General features: G+C 69.5%; 19 protein-coding genes. 9 read left to right on the top strand and 10 right to left on the bottom strand.

Translation table 11 applies throughout. From position 1 onward, the window contains the following. Positions 1–313 precede the first annotated feature (313 nt). From ACZ7L5_RS36965 to thyX, 3 genes are all read right to left on the bottom strand, one after another. The gene (locus ACZ7L5_RS36965) at positions 314–1,999 is read right to left on the bottom strand and encodes a ribonuclease J (RefSeq protein ID WP_471522571.1); all 1,686 of its coding nucleotides are present in this window, start codon (positions 1,997–1,999) and stop codon (positions 314–316) included. 155 nt (positions 2,000–2,154) lie between these two features. Then, on the bottom strand, positions 2,155–3,054 hold the full coding sequence (dapA, locus tag ACZ7L5_RS36960; RefSeq protein WP_363032241.1) for a 4-hydroxy-tetrahydrodipicolinate synthase: 900 nt from the start codon (positions 3,052–3,054) through the stop codon (positions 2,155–2,157). Positions 3,055–3,220: 166 nt separating this feature from the next. After that, complete coding sequence (gene thyX / locus ACZ7L5_RS36955; RefSeq protein WP_328878818.1) at positions 3,221–3,961, bottom strand: FAD-dependent thymidylate synthase; 741 nt, start codon at positions 3,959–3,961, stop codon at positions 3,221–3,223. A 192-nt stretch (positions 3,962–4,153) separates the two neighbouring features. On the opposite strand from thyX, the gene ACZ7L5_RS36950 reads away from it, so the two are divergent. Both ACZ7L5_RS36950 and ACZ7L5_RS36945 read left to right on the top strand, forming a co-directional pair. After that, on the top strand, positions 4,154–4,390 hold the full coding sequence (locus tag ACZ7L5_RS36950) for a hypothetical protein (protein WP_471522568.1): 237 nt from the start codon (positions 4,154–4,156) through the stop codon (positions 4,388–4,390). A 90-nt stretch (positions 4,391–4,480) separates the two neighbouring features. Continuing rightward, positions 4,481–5,032 (top strand): PH domain-containing protein, encoded by a 552-nt coding sequence (locus ACZ7L5_RS36945; RefSeq protein ID WP_471522566.1) that lies wholly within the window; start codon positions 4,481–4,483, stop codon positions 5,030–5,032. Between the two features lie 83 nt (positions 5,033–5,115). Here ACZ7L5_RS36945 and ACZ7L5_RS36940 read toward each other — a convergent pair whose 3' ends face one another. From ACZ7L5_RS36940 to eccD, 6 genes are all read right to left on the bottom strand, one after another. Next, entirely contained in the window at positions 5,116–5,568 is a 453-nt protein-coding gene (locus tag ACZ7L5_RS36940) for a tetratricopeptide repeat protein (protein ID WP_406196384.1), read from the bottom strand. A gap of 9 nt (positions 5,569–5,577) precedes the next feature. After that, on the bottom strand, positions 5,578–6,330 hold the full coding sequence (gene dapB, locus ACZ7L5_RS36935; protein ID WP_471522564.1) for a 4-hydroxy-tetrahydrodipicolinate reductase: 753 nt from the start codon (positions 6,328–6,330) through the stop codon (positions 5,578–5,580). 55 nt (positions 6,331–6,385) lie between these two features. Then, a complete protein-coding gene (locus ACZ7L5_RS36930; RefSeq protein WP_471522562.1) occupies positions 6,386–7,765 on the bottom strand; it encodes a M16 family metallopeptidase in 1,380 nt (459 codons plus the stop codon). Further along, a complete protein-coding gene (locus ACZ7L5_RS36925) occupies positions 7,762–9,984 on the bottom strand; it encodes a polyribonucleotide nucleotidyltransferase (protein WP_471522560.1) in 2,223 nt (740 codons plus the stop codon). Before ACZ7L5_RS36925 ends, ACZ7L5_RS36930 begins: the two co-directional genes overlap by 4 nt. Positions 9,985–10,273: 289 nt before the next feature. Then, positions 10,274–10,561, bottom strand: coding sequence for a 30S ribosomal protein S15 (gene rpsO / locus ACZ7L5_RS36920; protein WP_190076129.1), 288 nt, complete (start codon positions 10,559–10,561; stop codon positions 10,274–10,276). Between the two features lie 197 nt (positions 10,562–10,758). Beyond that, complete coding sequence (gene eccD, locus ACZ7L5_RS36915) at positions 10,759–12,216, bottom strand: type VII secretion integral membrane protein EccD (protein ID WP_471522558.1); 1,458 nt, start codon at positions 12,214–12,216, stop codon at positions 10,759–10,761. Between the two features lie 276 nt (positions 12,217–12,492). Between eccD and eccCa the strand changes: the two genes are divergently transcribed. From eccCa to ACZ7L5_RS36885, 6 genes are all read left to right on the top strand, one after another. Next, complete coding sequence (gene eccCa / locus ACZ7L5_RS36910; protein WP_471522556.1) at positions 12,493–16,440, top strand: type VII secretion protein EccCa; 3,948 nt, start codon at positions 12,493–12,495, stop codon at positions 16,438–16,440. A 170-nt stretch (positions 16,441–16,610) separates the two neighbouring features. Beyond that, a complete protein-coding gene (locus tag ACZ7L5_RS36905) occupies positions 16,611–16,997 on the top strand; it encodes a hypothetical protein (RefSeq protein ID WP_471522554.1) in 387 nt (128 codons plus the stop codon). Positions 16,998–17,081: 84 nt separating this feature from the next. Further along, positions 17,082–17,399, top strand: coding sequence for a DUF397 domain-containing protein (locus ACZ7L5_RS36900; RefSeq protein WP_471522552.1), 318 nt, complete (start codon positions 17,082–17,084; stop codon positions 17,397–17,399). 123 nt (positions 17,400–17,522) lie between these two features. Beyond that, positions 17,523–19,472 (top strand): ATP-binding protein, encoded by a 1,950-nt coding sequence (locus ACZ7L5_RS36895; RefSeq protein ID WP_471522550.1) that lies wholly within the window; start codon positions 17,523–17,525, stop codon positions 19,470–19,472. 36 nt (positions 19,473–19,508) lie between these two features. Next, a complete protein-coding gene (locus ACZ7L5_RS36890) occupies positions 19,509–20,828 on the top strand; it encodes an SUKH-4 family immunity protein (RefSeq protein WP_471522548.1) in 1,320 nt (439 codons plus the stop codon). Between the two features lie 60 nt (positions 20,829–20,888). After that, positions 20,889–21,194, top strand: a complete 306-nt coding sequence (locus ACZ7L5_RS36885) for a hypothetical protein (protein ID WP_471522546.1) — start codon at positions 20,889–20,891, stop codon at positions 21,192–21,194. A gap of 59 nt (positions 21,195–21,253) precedes the next feature. Here the strand turns inward: ACZ7L5_RS36885 and ACZ7L5_RS36880 are convergent, their stop codons facing one another. After that, positions 21,254–21,682 carry a hypothetical protein gene (locus ACZ7L5_RS36880; RefSeq protein ID WP_471522544.1) on the bottom strand — a complete coding sequence of 143 codons (429 nt, stop codon included), beginning with the start codon at positions 21,680–21,682 and terminating at the stop codon, positions 21,254–21,256. A 116-nt stretch (positions 21,683–21,798) separates the two neighbouring features. Between ACZ7L5_RS36880 and ACZ7L5_RS36875 the strand changes: the two genes are divergently transcribed. Continuing rightward, positions 21,799–22,452 carry a hypothetical protein gene (locus ACZ7L5_RS36875; protein WP_471522543.1) on the top strand — a complete coding sequence of 218 codons (654 nt, stop codon included), beginning with the start codon at positions 21,799–21,801 and terminating at the stop codon, positions 22,450–22,452. The last annotated feature ends 80 nt before the right edge of the window (positions 22,453–22,532 follow it).

Here is a 22,532-nt window from a genome sequence, read left to right as displayed (position 1 = left end):
TTTGTACTCACCCTCTCGGGCTTTCCTCCGGGCGCTTCCCTTCGGTCTTGCGTTTCCGACTCTATCAGACCTTTTCTCGATCCGATTTCCTCGGTACTTTCCAGGTTTCCGCTCTCGCGTTTCCCTTTCCGGCGACTCCGACTTTATCAGAAGTTCTGAGTCGGAATTCCCGCCCCCTCCGGGGACTGGTTCCGGCACACGAAGTGGCCGGGTTCCCGTTCGGGCGGAGCCGTAAACGTACTGGAGCGGGGCGCCCCGATGCAAATCGAGGCGCCCCGCTCCGGGTTCGCACGGTTCAGCGTCCGACGGACCGTCAGACCTCCACGACGACAGGGAGGATCATCGGCCTGCGGCGGTAGGTGTCGGAGACCCACTTGCCCAGGGTGCGGCGCACGAGCTGTTGCAGCTGGTGGGGTTCGACCACTCCGTCCTGAGCCGACCGCTCCAGCGTCTCCGTGATCTTCGGGATGACCTCGCTGAAGGCGGAGTCCTCGATGCCGGAGCCGCGGGCCTGGATGTGCGGGCCGCCCGTGATCTTGCCGGTGGAGGAGTCCATCACCACGAAGACGGAGATGATGCCCTCGTCGCCCAGGATCTTGCGGTCCTTGAGCGCCGGCTCGCCCACATCGCCGACTGAGAGGCCGTCGACGTACACATACCCGGCCTGGACCTTGCCGGCGATCTTCGCCTTGCCCTCGATGAGGTCGACGACGACGCCGTCCTCGGCGATGACGATGCGGTCGTGCGGGACGCCGGTCAGAGCGCCCAGTTCGGCGTTGGCGCGCAGATGGCGCCATTCGCCGTGCACCGGCATCAGGTTCTTCGGGCGGCAGATGTTGTAGAAGTACAGGAGCTCGCCGGCCGACGCGTGGCCCGAGACGTGCACCTTGGCGTTGCCCTTGTGGACGACGTTGGCGCCCCAGCGGGTCAGGCCGTTGATGACGCGGTAGACCGCGTTCTCGTTGCCGGGGATCAGGGAGGACGCCAGGATCACCGTGTCGCCCTGGACGATCCGGATCTGGTGGTCCCGGTTGGCCATGCGGGACAGGGCCGCCATCGGTTCGCCCTGGGAACCCGTGCAGACCAGCACGACCTCGTGGTCGGGGAGGTCGTCCAGTGTCTTGATGTCCACCACCAGGCCCGGGGGGACCTTCAGGTAGCCCAGGTCCCTGGCGATGCCCATGTTGCGGACCATCGAGCGGCCGACGAAGGCGACCCTGCGGCCGTACTCGTGGGCCGCGTCCAGGATCTGCTGGATGCGGTGGATGTGGCTGGCGAAGCTCGCCACGATGATCCGCTTGCGGGCGTTCGCGAAGACCTGGCGCAGGACGTTGGAGATGTCCCGCTCGGGCGGGACGAAGCCCGGGACCTCCGCGTTCGTGGAGTCGGAGAGGAGGAGGTCGATGCCTTCCTCGCTCAGCCGTGCGAACGCGTGCAGGTCGGTCAGACGGTTGTCCAGCGGGAGCTGGTCCATCTTGAAGTCGCCCGTGTGGACCACCATGCCGGCAGGCGTGCGGATGGCCACCGCGAGCGCGTCCGGAATGGAGTGGTTGACCGCGACGAACTCGCAGTCGAAGGGGCCGATGCGCTCGCGGTTCCCCTCCGTCACCTCAAGGGTGTACGGGCGGATCCGGTGCTCCTGAAGCTTCGCCTCGATGAGAGCGAGGGTCAGCTTGGAGCCGATCAGCGGGATGTCCGGCTTCTCGCGGAGCAGGAACGGGACGGCACCGATGTGGTCCTCGTGGCCGTGCGTGAGGACGATGCCCTCGATGTCGTCGAGGCGGTCCCGGATGGACGAGAAGTCCGGGAGGATCAGGTCGATTCCGGGCTGCTCCTCCTCGGGGAAGAGCACTCCGCAGTCGACGATCAGTAGGCGGCCGCCGTATTCGAAGACCGTCATGTTTCGGCCGATTTCGCCGAGGCCGCCGAGTGGGGTGACGCGCAGGCCGCCCTCGGGGAGCGGCGGCGGCGTGCCGAGTTCAGGATGCGGATGACTCAAAAGACTCTCCTCACCACGCGCGCCACGTACCGGTTGGGCACGTGGCGCGCGTGACGTTCGTGCAGAAGCAGTTGTCGTTGTGGGGTGCAGGCACCGGTGGCCCGCGTATTCAGTTGTGGAGTCTGTTGTGCGCGCCCGGAGCGCGAAGTCTGGTGTTAGAGCTGTACCCCGCCCGCGGCAAGATCGATCTTGAGCTGCTCGATCTCCTCGGGTGAGCACTCGGCCATCGGTGCGCGCAGCGGCCCCGCGGGCAGGCCCTGAAGGGTGAGCGCGGCCTTGGTGGTCATGACGCCCTGGGTGCGGAACATGCCGGTGTAGACCGGGAGCAGCTTCTGGTGGATCTCCGTGGCCTTCTGGACGTCGCCCGAGATGTACGCCTCCACGAGCGCGCGCAGGTCGGGGGTGACCACATGGCCGACGACCGACACGAAGCCGACGGCACCCACGGAGAGCAGCGGCAGGTTCAGCATGTCGTCGCCGGAGTACCAGGCGAGGCCGGAGCGCGCGATGGCCCAGCTCGCGCGGCCGAGGTCACCCTTGGCGTCCTTGTTGGCGACGATCCGCGGGTGCTCGGCGAGGCGGACGATCGTCTCGGTGCTGATCGGGACGCCGCTGCGGCCGGGGATGTCGTAGAGCATGACCGGCAGCTCGGTGACGTCGGCGATGGCCTTGAAGTGCCGGTACAGGCCCTCCTGCGGGGGCTTGTTGTAGTAGGGCGTGACGACCAGGAGGCCGTGTGCGCCCACCTTCTCCGCCGCTCGGGCCAGCTCGAGGCTGTGGCGGGTGTCGTTGGTGCCGACGCCGGCCACGACGTGTGCTCGGTCGCCGACGGCCTCCACCACCGCTCGTACCAGGTCCGATTTCTCCGCGTTGCTGGTGGTGGGCGACTCACCGGTGGTGCCGTTGATGATCAGGCCGTCGTTGCCTGCGTCCACCAGGTGCGTGGCGAGCCGCTGCGCGCCGTCGAGATCAAGTGCGCCGTCCGCCGTGAAGGGCGTGATCATGGCGGTGAGGACCCGCCCGAAGGGGGTCTGCGGAGTGGAGGTCGGAGCCATGGGTTACACGCTACTCGTTGCGCACGGCCTGGTCTGCCCTAGGGGGGTACGGGAAAGTCAGGACAAATAAGGAGCCCGGCACTGCCTGCTCGGGGGTTCAAGCAGTGCCGGGTCCGTTTGATCAGGCTAGATGAACTTCTCTAAATGCCGCAATACGGACAGTGCCTTACGGCGCCACACGGCCGTTCGCATTGAACGCCGCGTGGGTGAGCGGCATGAGCTCGGCCCAGGCCGTCTCCATCTTCTCGCCGACCATCTCGATCTCCCGCTGGGGGAAGGACGGGACCTTGGCCAGCTCGTGCTGGGTGCGCAGGCCGAGGAAGTGCATCAGCGACCGGGCGTTGCAGGTGGCGTACATCGAGGAGAACAGGCCGACCGGGAGGACCGCGCGGGCGACCTCGCGGGCGACGCCCTGGGCGAGCATCTCCTGGTAGGTCCGGTACGCCTCGCGGTACGACTCCTCCATGGCGTGCTGCACGAAGTCGTGCTGCTCCGGGGTGCCCTCGACGAAGACGTACTTGCCCGGGCGGCCCTGCTGCACGAGCTTGCGCGAGGTGCCCGGCACGTAGAACACCGGCTGCAGCTCCCTGTAGCGGCCGGACTCCTCGTTGTACGACCACCCGACACGGTGCCGCATGAACTCGCGGAAGACGAAGATCGGGGCGCTGATGAAGAACGTCATGGAGTTGTGCTCGAACGGGCTGCCGTGCCGGTCCCGCATGAGGTAGTTGATCAGGCCCTTCGAACGCTCCGGGTCCTTGTTCAACTCATCCAGGGACTGCTCCCCGACGGTCGACACCCGGGCCGCGAACAGCACGTCGGAGTCGGCCGCGCTGTGTTTGACCAGTTCGACGGTGACATCGCTGCGCAGATCGATCTTGAAATCGTCGTCGGGGGTGGGGGTCACGGTTCGGAGGGTCCTTCCCATCTCGTCTCTTGGCGACGCCACTCTACGTCCCATCAAACGGGGCGCTCACCGTCGTGACCGAAGGAAGGTCGCGATGGAAGGAAGTCGGTGAAACCGGGCACCTTTTGGGGCACTCGCTCGTCTGTGTTGATGAAAGTGATTCGTTCGATCCCGAAGGGGGACGCACCCTCCATGTTCCGTCGGCGTGAGCCCGTTCCGTTCGCCTTTCTCGCCGAGGCCGACAGGTTCCGCAGCAATGTCACTCCCCCACCCCGTGAGCGGGCGTCCGTCGGCCAGATAGCCGGGCGATGGCTCCTGGGGCTCACCATCGTCGCCGGGCTCGCCGGCTCGCTGGTGGTGGGCACGCCCGCGCTGTCCACCGATAAGGGGGCGCAGACTCAGCAGTCCCAGGCCTCCCAGGGGCGCTGACTCCATCGGACCCCCAAGGGTGGTGAGTGGGGACACAGGTCGATAGCCTCACCGGGCACAGCCCATGCATGGAACGAGTGAGGACCAGCCGTGCCCCTGCCCTTCCTGACGGCCGACCGCGCATTCGAGACAGCCGACGATGTCGCGCTGCCGTTCGACGACCTCGACCGCTGGCGGCGCCCCTACCGGCCCGGGCCGTGGCGCGTGGGTGTGGCCGCGCTGTGGCTGCTGCTCGCCTCGTACGTGCTGTTCGCCGCGGTCATCATCGCCCTGACGGGCACGGTGACCGGGGCTGCGGTCGTCTTCGGCATCGCGCTGGCCGTCATCGCGGGTGCCCTGAGGCTGCTGCGGATGGGCGTGTGGGTGAGCGCGAGCGGGCTGCGCCAGGTGAGGTTCTTCGCCACGCGTACGGTGCCCTGGCAACAGGTCGCCGCCGTGCGGACGGTGCAGCAGCCGGTGCGCTGGCTGGGGCTGCCGCGCACGGTGCAGGGACAGGCACTGATGCTCGTACGGCGCGACCGTGCGGATGACATGCCGACGCTGATGACCACGCACAACGCGGACTTCATGGCCCGGGTCGCGGCCTTCAACCGGGCCACGGACGCCGTGGAGGCCTGGGCCGCGGAGAACACGCAAGGCTGATCGAGCCGGGGTACGCGAAGGGGCCGGCCCGCGAGCAGTGCGGGCCGGCCCCTTCGCGTACCGCCGAGGGGTCGTCGTAGGGCTCAGGCCTCGACGGTCCTGCCGTCGTGGAGGGCGATGGCGCGTTGCATCGCCTTGCGGGCGCGCGGGGTGTCGCGGGCGTCGTGGTAGGCGACGGCGAGGCGGAACCAGCTGCGCCAGTCGTTGGGGGCGGCTTCCGTCTCGGCCCTGCGCCTGGCGAAGACCTCGTCGGCCGAGTCACGGTCGATACGGCCGCTGGGGGTGCGCTTCAGTTCGTCGACGGGCAGGGCGCCCTCGGCGTCGAGTTCGGCGGCCAGCGCGTTGGCCCGGCGGACGAACTGGGTGTTCTTCCACAGGAACCACAGGCCGATCACCGGCAGGATCAGCACCGCCACACCGAAGGTGACGGTGAGGACCGTGCCGGACTGGATGAGCAGCACGCCACGGCTGCCGACCAGGACGAAGTAGACGACCAGGACGGCGGCCGTTATGACGTAGGAGATCTTCGCGCGCATCTGCGGGCCTCAGCCCAGGTCCAGGAAGTGCTCCAGGCCGAAAGTCAGGCCCGGAGTGGTCACCACGCGGCGGGCGCCGAGCAGGATGCCCGGCATGAAGCTGCTGTGGTGGAGGGAGTCGTGGCGGACGGTCAGGGTCTCGCCCTCGCCGCCGAGCAGGACCTCCTGGTGGGCCAGCAGGCCGCGCAGGCGGACCGCGTGCACCGGGATCCCGTCGACGCTGGCACCTCGCGCGCCGTCGAGGGCCGTCTGAGTGGCGTCCGGCGCGGGGGCCGTACCGGCGGCACGGCGGGCCTCGGCGATGAGCTGAGCCGTACGCGTGGCCGTACCGCTCGGGGCGTCGACCTTCTTCGGGTGGTGCAGCTCGACGACCTCGACCGACTCGAAGTAGGGCGCGGCGATCTGCGCGAACTTCATCGTCAGGACGGCCCCGATGGAGAAGTTCGGCGCGATGAGCACGCCGGTCTCCGGGGACTCGGCCAGCCAGGCCTTCAGCTGCGCGAGACGCTCGTCGGTCCAGCCCGTCGTACCGACGACGGCGTGGATCCCGTGCCGTACGCAGTAGTCGAGGTTGTCCATCACCGAGTCCGGCGTGGTCAGTTCGACGGCGACCTGGGCGCCGGTCTCGGCCAGCGCCTCCAGCTTGTCGCCCCGGCTCAGGGCGGCGACCAGCTCCATGTCCTCGGCGGCCTCGACCGCCCGTACCGCCTCGGAGCCGATGCGGCCCTTGGCACCGAGGACCGCCACGCGCAGCTTGCTCATCTTTCTTGCTTCCTTACGTCGGATGTTCCGCGTCGGATGTTCCGTGGGCGGACGGTCAGGCGACGGCGTCGTTCAGCCGGGTCGCCTGTTTGTCCTTCAGCGGGCCGATGACCGAGAGCGAGGGCCGCTGTCCGAGGACCTCGCGGGCAACCGCGCGGACGTCGTCCGGCGTCACGGCCGCGATCCGGGTCAGCATGTCGTCGACGGACATCTGCTCGCCCCAGCACAGCTCGCTCTTGCCGATGCGGTTCATCAGCGCACCGGTGTCCTCCAGGCCGAGGACGGTGGAGCCGCGGAGCTGGCCGATGGCGCGGTCGATCTCGTCGTCGGACAAGCCGTGTTCGGCGACCTGGTCGAGTTCGTCGCGGCAGATCTTCAGCACGTCGTGGACCTGCGAGGGCCGGCAGCCCGCGTACACGCCGAACAGGCCGCAGTCGGCGAAGCCCGAGGTGTACGAGTACACGCTGTAGGCCAGGCCGCGCTTCTCGCGGACCTCCTGGAACAGGCGGGACGACATGCCGCCGCCGAGGGCGGTGTTGAGGACGCCCAGCGCCCAGCGGCGCTCGTCCGTGCGGGCCAGGCCGGGCATACCGAGGACGACATGGGCCTGTTCGGTCTTGCGGCCGATCAGGCCGACCCGGCCCGCGGCGCGGATGGTGCGCCGTCCCTCGCGCGGGCCGATGGGCGCGGCGTCGCCGTTCTTGAAGGCGCCGGCCTTCTCGAAGGCCGCGCGGACCTGTCGTACGACCTTGTTGTGGTCGATGTTGCCCGCGGCCGCCACGACCAGGTGGGTCGGGTCGTAGTGCTTCTTGTAGAAGCGGCGGATGCGGTCGGCGGTGAGGGCGTTGACCGTGTCGACCGTGCCGAGGACCGGGCGCCCGAGGGGGTTGTCGCCGAACATGGTGTGCGCGAACAGGTCGTGCACGCAGTCGCCCGGGTCGTCCTCCGTCATGGCGATCTCTTCGAGGATCGCGCCCCGCTCGACGTTGACGTCCTCTTCGACGATGAGGGAGCCCGTCAGCATGTCGCAGACGACGTCCATGGCGAGCGGCAGGTCGGTGTCGAGCACGCGCGCGTAGTAGCACGTGTACTCCTTCGCCGTGAAGGCGTTCATCTCGCCGCCGACGGCGTCGATGGCGGAGGAGATGTCCAGGGCCGACCTGCGGGCGGTGCCCTTGAAGAGCAGGTGCTCCAGGTAATGCGTGGCGCCGTTCAGAGCCGGGGTCTCGTCGCGGGAGCCGACGTGCGCCCAGATGCCGAAGGTCGCCGAGCGGACCGAGGGCAGGGTCTCGGTGACGATGCGCAGCCCGCCCGGGAGGGTGGTCTTGCGGACCGTGCCGATGCCGTTGGTGCCCATGATGAGGGTTTGGGTACGGGCGACGGCCCGCGCCTCCGAAGAGGTGCGGGCCGTCGCCGTGGAGCTACTCGACGTCACTGGTCGGTGTCGTCCTTCTTGTCCTCGTCGGAGGCCTCTTCGCCCTCGATGACCGGGACGAGCGACAGCTTGCCGCGGGAGTCGATCTCGGCGATCTCGACCTGGACCTTCTGGCCCACACCGAGGACGTCCTCGACGTTCTCCACGCGCTTGCCGCCGGCCAGCTTGCGGATCTGCGAGATGTGCAGCAGGCCGTCCTTGCCGGGCAGGAGGGAGACGAAGGCGCCGAACGTCGTCGTCTTCACGACCGTGCCCAGGTAGCGCTCGCCGACCTCGGGCATCGTCGGGTTGGCGATGCCGTTGATCGTGGTGCGGGCGGCCTCGGCGGCCGGGCCGTCGGCGGCACCGATGTAGATCGTGCCGTCGTCCTCGATCGTGATCTCGGCGCCGGTGTCCTCCTGGATCTGGTTGATCATCTTGCCCTTGGGGCCGATGACCTCGCCGATCTTGTCGACCGGGATCTTCACGGTGATGATCCGCGGCGCGTTCGGGGACATCTCGTCCGGCGTGTCGATCGCTTCCATCATCACGTCGAGGATGTGGAGGCGGGCGTCACGGGCCTGCTTCAGGGCGGCGGCCAGGACGGAGGCCGGGATGCCGTCCAGCTTGGTGTCGAGCTGGAGGGCGGTCACGAACTCCTTGGTGCCGGCGACCTTGAAGTCCATGTCGCCGAAGGCGTCCTCCGCACCGAGGATGTCGGTGAGGGTGACGTAGTGCGTCTCGCCCTCGATCTCCTGGGAGATCAGGCCCATGGCGATACCGGCGACGGGGGCCTTCAGCGGCACACCGGCGTTCAGCAGCGACATGGTGGAGGCGCAGACCGAGCCCATGGACGTCGAGCCGTTGGAGCTCAGCGCCTCGGAGACCTGGCGGATCGCGTAGGGGAACTCCTCGCGCGTCGGCAGGACCGGCACGAGGGCGCGCTCGGCGAGCGCACCGTGGCCGATCTCGCGGCGCTTCGGGGAGCCGACGCGGCCGGTCTCGCCGGTGGAGTACGGCGGGAAGTTGTAGTTGTGCATGTAGCGCTTGCGCGTCACCGGCGACAGCGTGTCCAGCTGCTGCTCCATACGGAGCATGTTCAGCGTGGTGACGCCCAGGATCTGGGTCTCGCCACGCTCGAACACGGCGGAGCCGTGCACGCGCGGGATGGCCTCGACCTCGGCGGCCAGCGTGCGGATGTCGGTGACACCGCGGCCGTCGATGCGCTTCTTCTCCTTGATCACGCGCTCACGGACCAGCTGCTTGGTGAGCGAGCGGTACGCGGCGGAGATCTCCTTCTCGCGGCCCTCGAACTCCGGCAGGAGCTTCTCAGCGGCGAGCGCCTTGACGCGGTCCAGCTCGGACTCGCGCTCCTGCTTGCCGGCGATGGTCAGCGCGGAGGCGAGCTCCGGGCGGACGGCGGCGGAGAGCGCCTCCAGGACGTCGTCCTGGTAGTCGAGGAAGATCGGGAACTCGCCGGTCGGCTTGGCGGCCTTGGAGGCGAGGTCGGCCTGGGCCTTGCAGAGCACCTTGATGAAGGGCTTCGCGGCGTCCAGACCGGCGGCGACGACCTCCTCGGTCGGAGCCTCGGCGCCACCCTGGAGCAGCTTGATGGTCCCCTCGGTGGCCTCGGCCTCGACCATCATGATCGCGACGTCGCCGTCCTCCAGGGTGCGGCCCGCGACGACCATGTCGAAGACGGCGTCCTCGAGCTCGCTGTGCGTCGGGAAGGCCACCCACTGGCCGCGGATCAGCGCGACGCGGACGCCGCCGATCGGGCCGGAGAAGGGCAGGCCGGCCAGCTGCGTGGACGCGGACGCGGCGTTGATCGCCACGACGTCGTACAGGTGGTCGGGGTTGAGCGCCATGATCGTGGCGACGACCTGGATCTCGTTGCGAAGGCCCTTCTTGAAGGACGGGCGCAGCGGGCGGTCGATGAGGCGGCAGGTGAGGATGGCGTCCTCGGAGGGACGACCCTCACGGCGGAAGAAGCTGCCGGGGATCTTGCCGGCGGCATACATCCGCTCCTCGACGTCCACCGTCAGGGGGAAGAAGTCGAGCTGGTCCTTGGGGTTCTTGGAGGCGGTGGTGGCCGACAGCACCATGGTGTCGTCGTCCAGGTACGCCACGGCGGAACCGGCGGCCTGCTTGGCCAGACGGCCCGTCTCGAAGCGGATGGTGCGGGTGCCGAAGGAGCCGTTGTCGATGACGGCCTCGGCGTAGTGGGTCTCGTTCTCCACTAGCGTTTTCTCCGTTACTTTTCGTCTGCGTTGCGTCTTTTGTCCCGATCCGCCCGTGTGGCGGGGGGACGTGAGCGGAGAAGCTGCTCCATCTGGTGCGGGCCGGTCTTCGATCGAAGCACCCGGGTTCACATCGCCCGGGGGCCACTACCGAGGACCGGCGGCGGCGAGGTGCGCTTCTCCTCGTGGTACTGCGTTGTGCTACCACACTACAAAGGGGCGGTGACACTCCGCACGTACAGCAAAGGGAGCGGCCCCTAAGAGTGGGAACCGCTCCCTTCACGGCGTCTTACTTGGCGCCCGCCGCACCGCGGCGGATGCCCAGGCGGTCGACCAGCGTACGGAAGCGCTGGATGTCCTTCTTCGCCAGGTACTGGAGAAGACGGCGACGCTGACCGACGAGGATCAGCAGGCCACGACGGGAGTGGTGGTCGTGCTTGTGGGTCTTGAGGTGCTCGGTCAGGTCCGAGATGCGACGCGAGAGCATGGCGACCTGGACCTCGGGGGAGCCGGTGTCGCCCTCCTTGGTACCGAACTCGGCGATGATCTGCTTCTTCGTGGCGGTGTCGAGCGACACGTGTACTCCTCGTAGTCTCTGATTGCCACCGAGTGCCCCTGGTCCACTTCTCAGGGGAGCTTCCGTGACTCGGGAGGCGGGGATCCGCTGGGCGCGTCCCCCAGGTGGACCCGGAGGCGCGTACACAAACGGCCGTCACACAGCGTACCAGCACGCGGGCACGCTCCTGACAGGCGGCCTCCGGGCCCCGGCGCCGGTCAGACGCCGCCGCGGACCTTGCCGTAGACGTCGAGGACGGCCAGGCAGATCGGGATCAGGGAGAGCAGGACCAGCGAGTCGGCGAGGTCCAGCATGCGGCCCCAGAAGGGGGAGAGCCCCTTCTGCGGCACGATCAGGGCGATCGCGATCAGCAGCAGCACACCGGCGCCGACGGAGGCGCCGAGCCACAGGGTGCGGACGTCGACCGGGCCGGAGTTGCCCTGGAGCAGCTCCATGACGATGTCGGCCGGCGGCGAGATCGCGAGGCCGAGCACCAGCAGTCCGAGCGTGACGACACCGGCCACGAAGAGGCAGGTGACCTGGGCGGTGTAGCGGAACAGGCGGGCCCGCAGCATCGCGGCGAGGCCGGCGCACAGGGCCAGCAGCTGGGCCCAGCCGCTGTCGCTGAAGCCGAGCACCGCGCCGCCCGCACCGATGATGACCGCGGCGCAGCCGCCGACCAGGCCGAGCAGCAGTTCGTGGCCGCGGCTGGTCTGGGCGACGATGCGCTGCACGTCGACGGCCTCGAGGTCGCCCTCGTTGCCATCGCGACGGGCCCTGGCCAGGTCCTCGGGGTTGCGGAAGCCGATCGGCAGCTTGGCGAAGCGGGCGGACCAGCCGGGCAGGAAGCCGACGACCGCCAGGGCGACGACCGCGGTGCCGGCGGCGATCTCCCGCGGCTGGGCCTCGGTGAGCACACCGCAGAACACGGCGAGGGTGCCGATCGCGGAGGCGAGCGCGGCGGCCACGAACGGGGCGTCGCCCTGCGGCAGCAGCATGATCAGTACGACGGAGAACAGCAGCACGGCGACGCAGCCGACGAGGAACTGGAGCCTTCCGGGGCCCTCACCCGCGTCCTGCGAAAGGACGCCGGAGCCCGCGATGAGCGCGTGCGGCAGCGCCGAGATACCGAGCGCGACGGCGGAACCGCGGTCCTCGTAGACCCGGGCCCGTACGCCGGCGAGAGCCGTCAGGGCGAGCGCGGTCACGCCGGCGAGGATGCCCTGCAGGCCGTGCATGTCGTGCCGGATCGGGTCCGCGAACCAGAAGACGAAGCCGAGCATGACCAGCAGCAGCGATCCGGCGACGAGACCGGCGAGGCGCATCAGGTTGTCGTTCCAGCTGCGCAGGTCCTGCTTGACCGCGGCGGCGATCGCGTCCACCACGTCGTCGTGCACGGCCGGCGGCAGCGAGTCGGCGAAGGTCCGCAGCAGCAGCACCTCACCGTCCCTGACGCGGTGCTCGAGCAACGAACGGCTCGCGTCGAGCACTTGACCCTCGCGGGTCACAAGGTGGTAACCAGATGGACTGGTGTCGGACTGGACCAGGCCCGAGAGCCTGATGATCTCAGGAAAGAGGTCCTGGATCGGCAGGTCCTCCGGCAGCGCGACATCTACACGGCTGTCCGGCGCTGCGATGGTGATTCGGCAGAAACCTGTCGAAGTCCCCGTGCTCACCTGGTGTTCCCCCTGCTAGACAAGGCTCCTCGCGCCGCTCGTACGACGCGGAGCGCCACCATATCCGTTGCGGTACCCGGGGAAGGACCTACCTCCCCCATTCCTCCCAGGACCTGCGCCGCATCTCCATCCGCCTCCCTCCCTCGGGCACGTGGCGCATCAGTAGGATCGCTGTCTACGCGAACGACGCCTACGCGAACGAGAACACGTCGCGGTACACGGGGGCGTCGGTGCCAGGACGTATGACGTATCAATCGCGAAGGATGAGTGCATTCGGTGAGCGTCGTCATCATCAAACGACCACCGCGGATAGTGCCCCCGGCCGTCCCGGAGGGCGAGGTCAAACTCGAGACGCCTCCTGAGATCCCTCGCGAGGGCGACGAGAGCATGCTGATGAACCTGCTGCCCATGATGGGCATGGTGGGTTCGGTCGGCTTCTTCTTCATGCCGGGTCTCCCCTCCTACATGAGGGTCGTCGGCGGGCTGATGCTCGCCTCGACGCTGGCCATGGCCATCGCCCAGTTCGCCAAGTCCCGTCAGCAGGGCGGCGGCGCGGGGATGGCTCAGGACCGGCGTGACTACTTCCGCTACCTGGAACAGGTCCGCAAGGACGTACACAAGACCGCGGAGCTGCAGCGCCAGAGCCAGCTCTTCCAGCACCCCGACCCGGAGCAGCTGTGGGCGGTCGCGGCGGACGGTAAGCGGCTGTGGGAGCGGCGCCCGACGGACGCGGACTTCGCCTCCGTGCGGATCGGTCGCGGCATCCAGCAGCTGAACACCCCGCTCGTGGCGCCGGAGACGGCTCCCAAGGAGGAGCTGGAGCCGCTGACCGCGGCGGCCATGAAGGCCTTCCTCGACGCGCACGGCAGCCTGTCGGACCTGCCGGTCGCCATCTCGCTGCGCGCCTTCTACCACGTGACGGTCTGCGGTGAGACGGACACGGTCTACGGCAACGCCCGCGCGTCCCTGTCCCAGCTGGCGACGCTGCACTCGCCCGAGGACCTGATGATCGCCGTGGTGGCGCATCCGTCCGCGGCGGCCGACTGGGACTGGATCAAGTGGCTGCCGCACAGCCAGCACCCGAAGAGCAAGGACGGAGCGGGCTCGTCCCGGCTCCTCTTCGACGACCTCGGTGAGCTGGAGGAGGCGCTCGCGGACCAGCTGGACGACAGGCCCCGCTGGAACCGTGAGGCGACCCCGGTCTACGACCAGCCGCACCTGATCGTGGTGCTCGACGGCGGCACCGTCCCGCCGGACTCCGAACTCGCCAGCAGCGAGGGCCTCCAGGGCGTCACCTTCCTGGAGATCGCGCCCGGCGAGCTGGAGGAGGAGCTGCGCGCCGGCCTGACGGTCTATGTGAAGCCGGAGCGGATGCGGCTGTTCGTCGGCCACGAGTCCGCGTACACCGGCAAGCCCGACCTGCTCAACCCGGCGCAGGCCGAGTCCCTGTCGCGGCAGCTGGCCCCCTTCCGGGTCGGTTCCGCGGAGGAGGGCGAACCGCTGCTGTCCAACCTGGACTTCACGGACCTCATGGGCATCGGCGACGCGGGCACCGTCGACGTCGCCCGCACCTGGCGGCCCCGCACGCTGCACGAGCGGCTGCGCGTGCCGATCGGTGTCGGCGAGAACGGCGAGCCGGTCATGCTGGACCTCAAGGAGGCCTCGCAGGAGGGCATGGGCCCGCACGGCCTGTGCGTCGGAGCGACCGGCTCCGGCAAGTCCGAGGTGCTGCGTACGCTGGTGCTGGGTCTCGCGGTGACGCACTCCTCGGAGACGCTGAACTTCATCCTCGCGGACTTCAAGGGTGGCGCCACCTTCGCCGGTATGGCGGACATGCCGCACACCGCGGCCGTGATCACCAACCTCGCGGACGACCTCACCCTCGTCGACCGTATGCGCGACTCGATCATGGGTGAGACGCAGCGCCGTCAGGAACTGCTGCGCTCGGCGGGCAACTACGCCAACCTGCACGACTACGAGAAGGCCCGGGCGGCGGGTGCCGCGCTGGAGCCGATGGCCTCGCTGGTCATCGTGCTCGACGAGTTCTCCGAACTCCTGACGGCCAAGCCGGACTTCATCGACATGTTCATCCAGATCGGCCGTATCGGCCGTTCGCTGGGTGTGCACCTGCTGCTGGCCTCGCAGCGCCTGGAAGAGGGCAAGCTGCGCGGCCTGGACACCTACCTGTCGTACCGGATCGGTCTGCGGACCTTCTCCGCCGCCGAGTCCCGTACGGCGATCGGCGTCCCGGACGCCTACCACCTGCCGTCGATCCCGGGCTCCGGCTATCTGCGGTACGACACCGACACCATGGTCCGCTTCAAGGCGGCGTACGTGTCGGGGGCGTACCACGGTGAGGGACCGTCCCGGGTGCACCGCTCCACGCAGCTGCGTCCCGCGCTGTTCTCGGCGGAGCATGTGGCGCTGCCCCCGCAGCCGGTGATCGAGGAGCCGGAGCCCGACAACCGGGTGGACGACGCGCTCGCCGACACCGTGCTGGACGTCCTCGTCAGCCGGATGATCAACCAGGGGCCGCCCGCCCACCAGGTGTGGCTGCCCCCGCTCGACGAGGCGCCCTCGCTGGAGCAGCTGCTCCCGCAGCTCGCCGTCACCCAGGACCGCGGCCTCACCGCGCCCGACTACACGGCGCTCGGCCGGCTCAACGTGCCGGTCGGCCTGGTGGACAAGCCGTTCGAGCAGCGGCGTGACGTGCTGTACCGGGACTTCGCGGGCGGTGCCGGTCACGGTCTGTTCGTCGGTGGTCCGCAGTCCGGCAAGTCGACGCTGCTGCGCTCGCTCATCTCGTCGTTCGCCCTCACTCACACGCCGTCCGAAGTGCAGTTCTACTGCCTGGACTTCGGTGGTGGCGGTCTGATCTCGATGGAGGAGCTGGCGCATGTCGGCGGCGTCGCCAACCGTCTCGACGCCGAGAAGGTGCGCCGTACGGTCAGCGAGGTCGAGGGCATCCTCAACGCGCGTGAGGAGTACTTCCGCACCAACAACGTCGACTCGATCCAGACCTACCGTCAGCGCCGGAACTCGGGCCAGCTGCCGGACCAGCTCTGGGGCGACGTCTTCCTCGTCATCGACGGCTGGGCCACCTTCAAGACCGACTACGAGATGCTCGAGGCGACCGTCACCGAGATCGCCACGCGTGGCCTCGGCTTCGGTGTGCACGTGATCCTGACGGCCAGCCGCTACACCGAGGTGCGGCCCGCGCTCAAGGACATGCTGCAGAACCGCATCGAGCTGCGGCTCGGTGACCCGACGGAGTCCGAGATCGACCGCAAGGTCGCGCAGAACGTCCCCGCCACCGTGCCGGGCCGCGGTCTGACCTCGGACAAGCTGCACTTCATGGCGGGCCTGCCCCGTGTCGACGGTTCCTCGGAGACGGAGGACCTGTCGGAGGCGACGTCGATCCTCGTGAGCGGCATCAACGAGAACTGGCAGGGCCAGCACGCCCCGTCCGTCCGTCTGCTGCCCACGATGATGCCCGCGGACGGGCTGCCCAAGGGCTTCGAGCACCCGGACCGCGGTGTCGCCATCGGCATCGACGAGTCGTCGCTGTCGCCGGTCTTCGTCGACTTCGAGACGGACCCGCTCTTCATCGTGTTCGGCGAGAGCGAGTCCGGTAAGTCCGCGATGCTCCGGCTGCTCGTCAAGCAGATCACCGAGCGCTACTCGCCGGACAAGGCGAAGATCGTCATGGGCGACTACCGGCGCGCCCACCTTGAGGGCGTGCCCGACTCGCACCTGTCGCGGTACTGCGCCTCGGCGCCGGCCCTGACGGAGACGCTGGAGGGCCTGGCCGGCTCGATGCACCGCCGGATGCCCGGCCCGGACGTCACGCCCGAGCAGCTGCGCAACCGCAGCTGGTACAGCAGCCCGGACGCGTTCGTCATCGTCGACGACTACGACCTGGTGGCGACCGGCGTGAACCCGCTGGCCCCGCTCCTGGAGTACCTGCCGTTCGCCCGTGACATCGGCCTGCGCGTCATCATCGCGCGCGCCTCGGGCGGTGCGAGCCGGTCGCTGTACGAGCCCGTGATGCAGCGGATGCGCGAGCTCGGCGCCCAGGGTGTCGTGCTCTCCGGCGACCGGGCGGAGGGTGCGCTGCTCGGCAACATCACCGCGACGCAACTGCCGCCCGGGCGTGGGCACTTCCATACGCGGCGTCGGGGTGGGCAGCTGATTCAGACGGGTTGGGTGCCGAACCGCTTCTGAGGGACGGTTGGTCGATCGGTCGATCGGTCGATCGGGAGGGGCGGTACCCATGTGGGTGCCGCCCCTCTCCGTTGCCCACGTGAGGGCTGGGTCCCGGACAGGTGTCCCCGTTAGAGTGGCGTTGCGACAGAAAAGACGAGCCACGGGGGGCAGTTGTGTCGTCGGACTACATGGACTCCGACCCTGAGGTCCTCAAGACCGAGGGCTTTCACATGTTCGGCGTCGGCGTGGACTTCGCCAAGGCCGTGTCAACCCTGCAGACCGGGCTGACCGCGCTCGAGAAGGGCGACACCCCGCCGTGGGGGGACGACGACATCGGCGAGAAGTTCGGCGTCGTCTACGAGGGCCTGCGCGACGGCATGTACGAGTCGATGGCCAGCCTGGCGGAGCGCATCGCCGGCATGGGCGTCGCCTTCACCAAGATGGGCGTGGCGCACGAGAAGAACGAGGCCGAGCAGGACGCCATCTGGCAGCGGACGACGTCCGAGTACGACGGTCAGGTGCAGGTGCCGACCGGTGTCGTGCACAGCAACCTGCGGCCTCGCCAGGACCTCTGATCCTCGACAGGCACGTGCGGGGCCTCCGACGCAAGTAGGCTGACTCACGTACGTCGTTCGCACGTCAGGAAGAGGCCCAGCGGCATGACCGAGGCACGCAACAACGAGGTCGGGACTCAGTCCGAGGACGTCAAGGCGCGCAAGGAGCGGGAGAGGGACGAGCTGTACGCCCTCGACATCTCGGGGGTCGAGTGGCAGTGCGCGCCCGGTACCGAGGCGCACGAGGAGCGGGTCGAGATCGCCTACCTGCCGGCGGGCGCGGTGGCCATGCGCTCGTCTCTGGACCCCGACACCGTTCTGCGGTACACCGAGGCGGAGTGGCGGGCGTTCGTGCTGGGGGCGCGGGACGGGGAGTTCGATCTGGAGGCCACGCCGCGCAATGGTGGGGTGGCGGCGGAGTAGGCCGGCTTCGGGGGTACGCCGCCGGCGTCGGCGGTCGGGGACGGGCCCGTCCGTGGGACCGGCCCGGCGCCTAAGATCAAGGTCCTACGAAAATGCGTCCGCGATGACGGAGGACGGGGACCCATGACCGGCACGACCGAGCACCACGCACCGCACCCCCACATAGGCGGCCGGACCGCCGCGTTGCGCGCGCTCACCGCCTGGCGCGGTGCCGCGCCCGGCGCGCCCCGCGTGGTCGTGCTCACGGGCAGCTCCGGAAGCGGGCGTTCGCGGCTGCTCACCGGTTTCCTGATGCTGTGCGAGCCGGAGTACCGCAAGCGGCTGCCGCTCGACGAGATGGACCCGTCGACGGTGCCGCCGGACCTGCCGGCCCCGGCCGTACCGGCCCCCGAGGGGTTGACCGCGGCCCAGGTCCTGTGGCTGCTCGCCGATCACTACGAACTGAACGCCACCAGTGTCGAGGGCGTGTACGCCGAACTGGCGGCACTCGACGAGCCGGTGACCGTCGTCGTACCGGACGTCGACCGTGCCGGTCCGGTACGGACGGCGGGCGAACCCGCACGGCTGGTACGGGAGGTCCTCTCCCCCCTGGCCGCCACGGAGACGGTCCGGCTCCTGGCCGAGGTGCCGCGTCCGCTGGCCGCCGAGCTGGCCGAGGTCCTGCCCTCCGGCACCGTGCAGATCATCGATCTCGACGAGCCGGAGTGGGCCGACCCCGAGGGCCTGCTGAGGCACGCGCAGGCGGCGCTGAGCGGGGAGTTCGGAGCACCCGAGCTTCCGTTCACCGCGGATCCCGCCTCCCGTCTCGCCCTGGGAGCGGCCATCGGCCGCCGGGCCGGGACCAGTCCGCTGGTCGTCCAACTCGCCGTCAACTGCATCCTGATGGCTCCGGAGGGCTTCGACCCGGCCGACGAGAGGTTCCTGCCGACGTCTGTCGGTGAGGCCCTGGACCTGCACGCCAGGCGGCTCGGCACCGACTCGCAGACGCTGCGGCTCCTGCTGGCACCGCTCGCCCTGGCCGAGGCCGACGGTCTGCCGATTCAACTGTGGTCGCGGCTGGCGAGCGCGGTCGCCGGGCAGGACATGAGCCAGGCCATCGCGGGCGGGATGCTGCTCGCCGCGCCGTTCGTGCAGCCCGAGGAACAGGACGCGGACGCGACGGACGACGAGCAGGCGGACGGGCGTACGTTGCTACGGCTGCTGCACCCGGCCATCAGCGACGAGATCCGCGCCGGCCTGCCGAACGTTGCCGCCGCCCAGAGCCAGATCGCGATGGCCCTGCTGGAGGCCGTGCCCGAGCAGGACTGGGGGAAGGCCGACCCCTACGTGCGCGACAACATCGCAGGCCACACGCTCGAAGCGGGGCTCCTGCCCCAACTCCTCACCGACCCGGGGCTGTTCGTCCACGCCGATCCGGTGCCGTTGCGCGCCGCCATCGAGGCGGTACCGGCCGAGGAGCTGGGCGCCCCCGCCCGCACGTACCTGCGTACGACACCCCTTCTGACCCGCACCCAGGCGTCCCCCATGCTGCGCGCAGCCCTGCTGGAGACCGCGTTCGTCGAGGACGGCCTGCCCGAGTACGCCGAGGCGATCCACCAGCGGCTCGGGCTGGAACTGCCGTGGCAGACGCTGTGGAGCCTGCCCGTCCCGGGCATCAGCGCCGTGACCGTCGGCAGCCTGCCTCGCGCCGACGGATCTGCCACCCCGGTCGCCGTCCTGGTCGTACCCGCGGGCACGCCGGGTGCCCACCCGGTCGGTGCGTCCGGCGAGGAGCCCGGTTCCGCGGTGCTGGTCCATGGCCTCGTACAGCCTGATCACCTCGGCGATGCCGACCCCGAGCAGATTCGACGCCCCTCGGAGGAGGAGCGTGCCGCCGCCCCGCTCGGCCTGAGCCGAGGCGCCGACTACCTGCGGGTCTGGGACCGGGCGGATCAGGAGATGGTGGCGGCACTGATCTCCGACACGCGCTTCACCGCCGCCGACATCTCCCCGGACGGCATCCTCCTTCTCGCCACCGAACACGGGGCGAAGGCCCTGCGTATCCGCGCGGCGGACGCGGGGATAGCCTCGTGAGCACCCACAACCGATGAACTTCGAAGGAGCCTCCCCGTGACCAGCCAGGAGCAGGCGCTCGCCATCGCCGACCGTTGGCTCAACCCGGAAGACTCCGCGGAGCCGCGCCGCGAGGTCCGGATGCAGGAGTTCGACCTGGGCTGGGTCGTGTGGGCGGCACCGGCGGAGCCCGAGCGTGACCCGGTGACCGGTCAGCGGCGGCCGCCTGCCGAGATCGGTGACGCGTGCGGGGTCGTGGACCGTCGTACCGGTGAACTGACGGTCTGGCCGTCGGTGCCGGTCGACGAGGTCATACAGATGTACCGGCAGAAGCACGGCGGCTCGGGCACGTCCGAAAGCGGCGCCCGTCCGGTCACGGGTCCCGGCAACACCGCTGTCTTCACGTACACGGACCCGGCGAACGGCGAGGAGACCACCCTGTTCCGCACCTCCGCCCCGGGCCTGCCTCCCGCCGAGTACCAGGCGTGGGGGGAGCTGCGGCGGATGAACGTACCCGCCGAGAACATCCTGGCCATCCACACCGATGTGCGTCCCAGCCTGCTCCCCGGCGGCTACACGGCCGAACTCCTCAACACCTTCCGCAACGCCCAGCTCTCCTGCTCACAGACCTACGGGGCTCGTCCCGAGGCGCGCGCGGAGGGCATCGCGGCGCTGGTCGAGCAGGTCGAGACCATGCACCGGATGGCCGGCCAGCAGCCGCCGCCCCGCCCGCACCGCCTGCCGGTTCCCGCGCAGGTGACGCCCGCGGAGCCGATGCGTGACGTGGCTCTGGGCCGCCATCTCGTGGAGGTCTTCGGCGAGGACGGCGTCCGTCGCTTCGACGCCGACGACATCACCGCCGGCGCGCTGCCCGAGGCTGCCGGGACGACGCTCACGTGGGCGGGGCTGCCGGCCGACCTCCCGCTGTTCTTCACCGCCGACCGGTCGGACGCCCCTCCGGCCGGTGGCCTGTTCACCGACGTCGCCACGAATCTGCGCGAGCGGCGCAGCCCGGCCGGCGACGACAAGATCGGTGCCCTGGCGCACCTGGTCCGGATCGGCTTCGACGGGGTCGCAGTCATCGCCGTGCAGGTCCTGCCGGGCTCGGGACAGCCGGACGGCCTCGGCGCCCTCTGGGCCGTGGATCCGGTCACTGCCGAGGCCCGCTACGTCAACGTCTCGGTCGCTGCATTCGCTCGCTCCCTGGCGCTGCTCGCCACCGTACGACAGCGACTGCAGGGCCTGGACCCGGTCGCGGCCGGTGCGGAAGTGGCGGCGCTGCAGGAGCAGTTGGCGGCCGTGGACGCGTCCGCGCTGGGTAACGCGGAGACCTGGTGGTCGCTGATCGTCGAGCAGATGTGGCACGGGTTGTTCTGACCGGCCCGGTCCTCTTGGCAGATCCCCACCGCGGCAAACGAGACAACAAGGAGAGCGACCGTGACTTCGGACCACCCGACAGCGCCCACCACCTCCGACCAGGCCCTCGCCATCGTGCGCAGCCGCTTTGCGCAGCCCAGGCTGCCGGACGGCAGTCCCGCCGAGCTGCGCGTCGAGGAGTTCGACATCGGCTACCTGGTGTACGCGGTGTTCCCGCCCGTCACGGACGCCGCCGGGCGGCCTCAGCCGGCTCCGCCCGGCGGCAGCAAGATCGTGGTCTCCAAGGAGACCGGTGAGACCGTCACCGTGCCCAACTATCCGACTGAGGCGGCCATCGCGCTGTACCGGAAGCAGCGCCAGGCATGACACCTACGGCTCGGGCATGACACGTACGGCTCGGGCGTGAACGTACGGCTCGGGCGTGCTCAGTAGAGCGAGAACCCGCCGCTGTGCCGTCCCTGGTTCTTCTTCCCGGACTGGGAGTCCTCGCCCTGCGCCCGCTTCGGATCCGACGGCCCGGTGGCGGGGTCACCGCCGGTGAGCGGCTCGCCGTGCCTGATCTGGTCGCGCTCGTCCTCCGAGAGCGACTCCCACTGACCGCGCAGGGAGGCCATGCCTCCGCCCAGGGCTCGTGACACCGCGGGGTCGTCCATGGCGTCGCGCAGGGCGAGGCGGCCGGAGAGCAGCTTCTTGGCCGCCTCCTGCAAGTCCTTGCCACCGACGTCGGACTCGGACAACTTGCGCAGGGCGGAGTTCAGGGAACGGATCTGTTCGGGTTCGAGTGCCTCGTCGAGCACGCCGCGCTCCTGCGAAGAGCCCTGCGGGTTGGGTGAGTTCTCGGGTTGCCTCGTCATGTCGCTGCCTCTCGTCGCCTCTCGACACCTGAAGTATCTCCCGTCACAGGGGGATGCCATGCTGGGGCCCCATCGGCCGTAGAGAAGAAGGACCGCATCGGAAGGACCGCATCGTCATGGCTCGGACGCAAGGCACAGGAAACGGCACCGGCGTCGACCGTTCCCTCGCCGGCCTCCTCGGCAGAGTCTTCGGGCGCCTGGGGCGCGCGGGCGGCCTGGTCTTTCTGATCGCGGGCCTCGGGCTGAGCGGGTTCGGCGCGTACGAGGGGGCGTACGCGGCGGGTTGGGCGGGTACCCACGGCACGCTTACAGTGCAGCAGTGCGAGGTCAGCTACCCGAACAACGCCGCCCGCAGCAGCCGTAAGAACCGCCGTCCCGTCCGCTGCGAGGGCACGTTCGTCGCCGAGGACGGCAAGGGCACGGACGCCAACGCGGCGGTGCGGGTCAAGCAACGGTACGCGCAGGGCACCGAGTTGTCCGTACAACAGACGGAGCCGCCGGCGTCGGAGGGCGGGGCCGGTGCCGACTACGTCCAGGCCGGGATGGACCGGGCGTGGCGCTGGTTCGCCGCGTTCTTCGGCGGCTGGGTGTTCACCGGGCTCGGGGTGTTCTGCCTCGCCACCGGCTTCGCTCCGTTCGGGCAGAGCCGTGTCTCGTTCGACGCCGCCTGGGAGGCGGCCGGGCGGGGAGTGACGCGGTCGCTCGTGATCGGGGCGATCGGGGTGGGGATCGTCGGCGCCGCGGTGTCGTTCTTGATCAGCTACTTCTGACCCGGTGACGGTCCGGCTGACGTCGGGGGATAGCCTGCGCCGGGTCAACTTCACGTTGACCTTTGCCAGTTCATTCAACG

Source organism: Streptomyces sp. NPDC107528 (assembly GCF_055639295.1).
Note: the sequence above shows the minus strand (reverse complement) of the source record. Positions and strands in the feature narration are given on the sequence as shown.

Excerpts from the sequence above, each read along its gene's own strand:
- dapA (WP_363032241.1), bottom strand. The coding sequence starts at position 3,054 with ATGGCTCCGACCTCCACTCCGCAGACCCCCTTCGGGCGGGTCCTCACC.
- ACZ7L5_RS36950 (WP_471522568.1), top strand. The coding sequence starts at position 4,154 with ATGTTCCGTCGGCGTGAGCCCGTTCCGTTCGCCTTTCTCGCCGAGGCC.
- ACZ7L5_RS36940 (WP_406196384.1), bottom strand. The coding sequence starts at position 5,568 with ATGCGCGCGAAGATCTCCTACGTCATAACGGCCGCCGTCCTGGTCGTC.
- dapB (WP_471522564.1), bottom strand. The coding sequence starts at position 6,330 with ATGAGCAAGCTGCGCGTGGCGGTCCTCGGTGCCAAGGGCCGCATCGGC.
- ACZ7L5_RS36905 (WP_471522554.1), top strand. The coding sequence starts at position 16,611 with ATGGACTCCGACCCTGAGGTCCTCAAGACCGAGGGCTTTCACATGTTC.
- ACZ7L5_RS36900 (WP_471522552.1), top strand. The coding sequence starts at position 17,082 with ATGACCGAGGCACGCAACAACGAGGTCGGGACTCAGTCCGAGGACGTC.
- ACZ7L5_RS36895 (WP_471522550.1), top strand. The coding sequence starts at position 17,523 with ATGACCGGCACGACCGAGCACCACGCACCGCACCCCCACATAGGCGGC.
- ACZ7L5_RS36880 (WP_471522544.1), bottom strand. The coding sequence starts at position 21,682 with ATGACGAGGCAACCCGAGAACTCACCCAACCCGCAGGGCTCTTCGCAG.
- ACZ7L5_RS36875 (WP_471522543.1), top strand. The coding sequence starts at position 21,799 with ATGGCTCGGACGCAAGGCACAGGAAACGGCACCGGCGTCGACCGTTCC.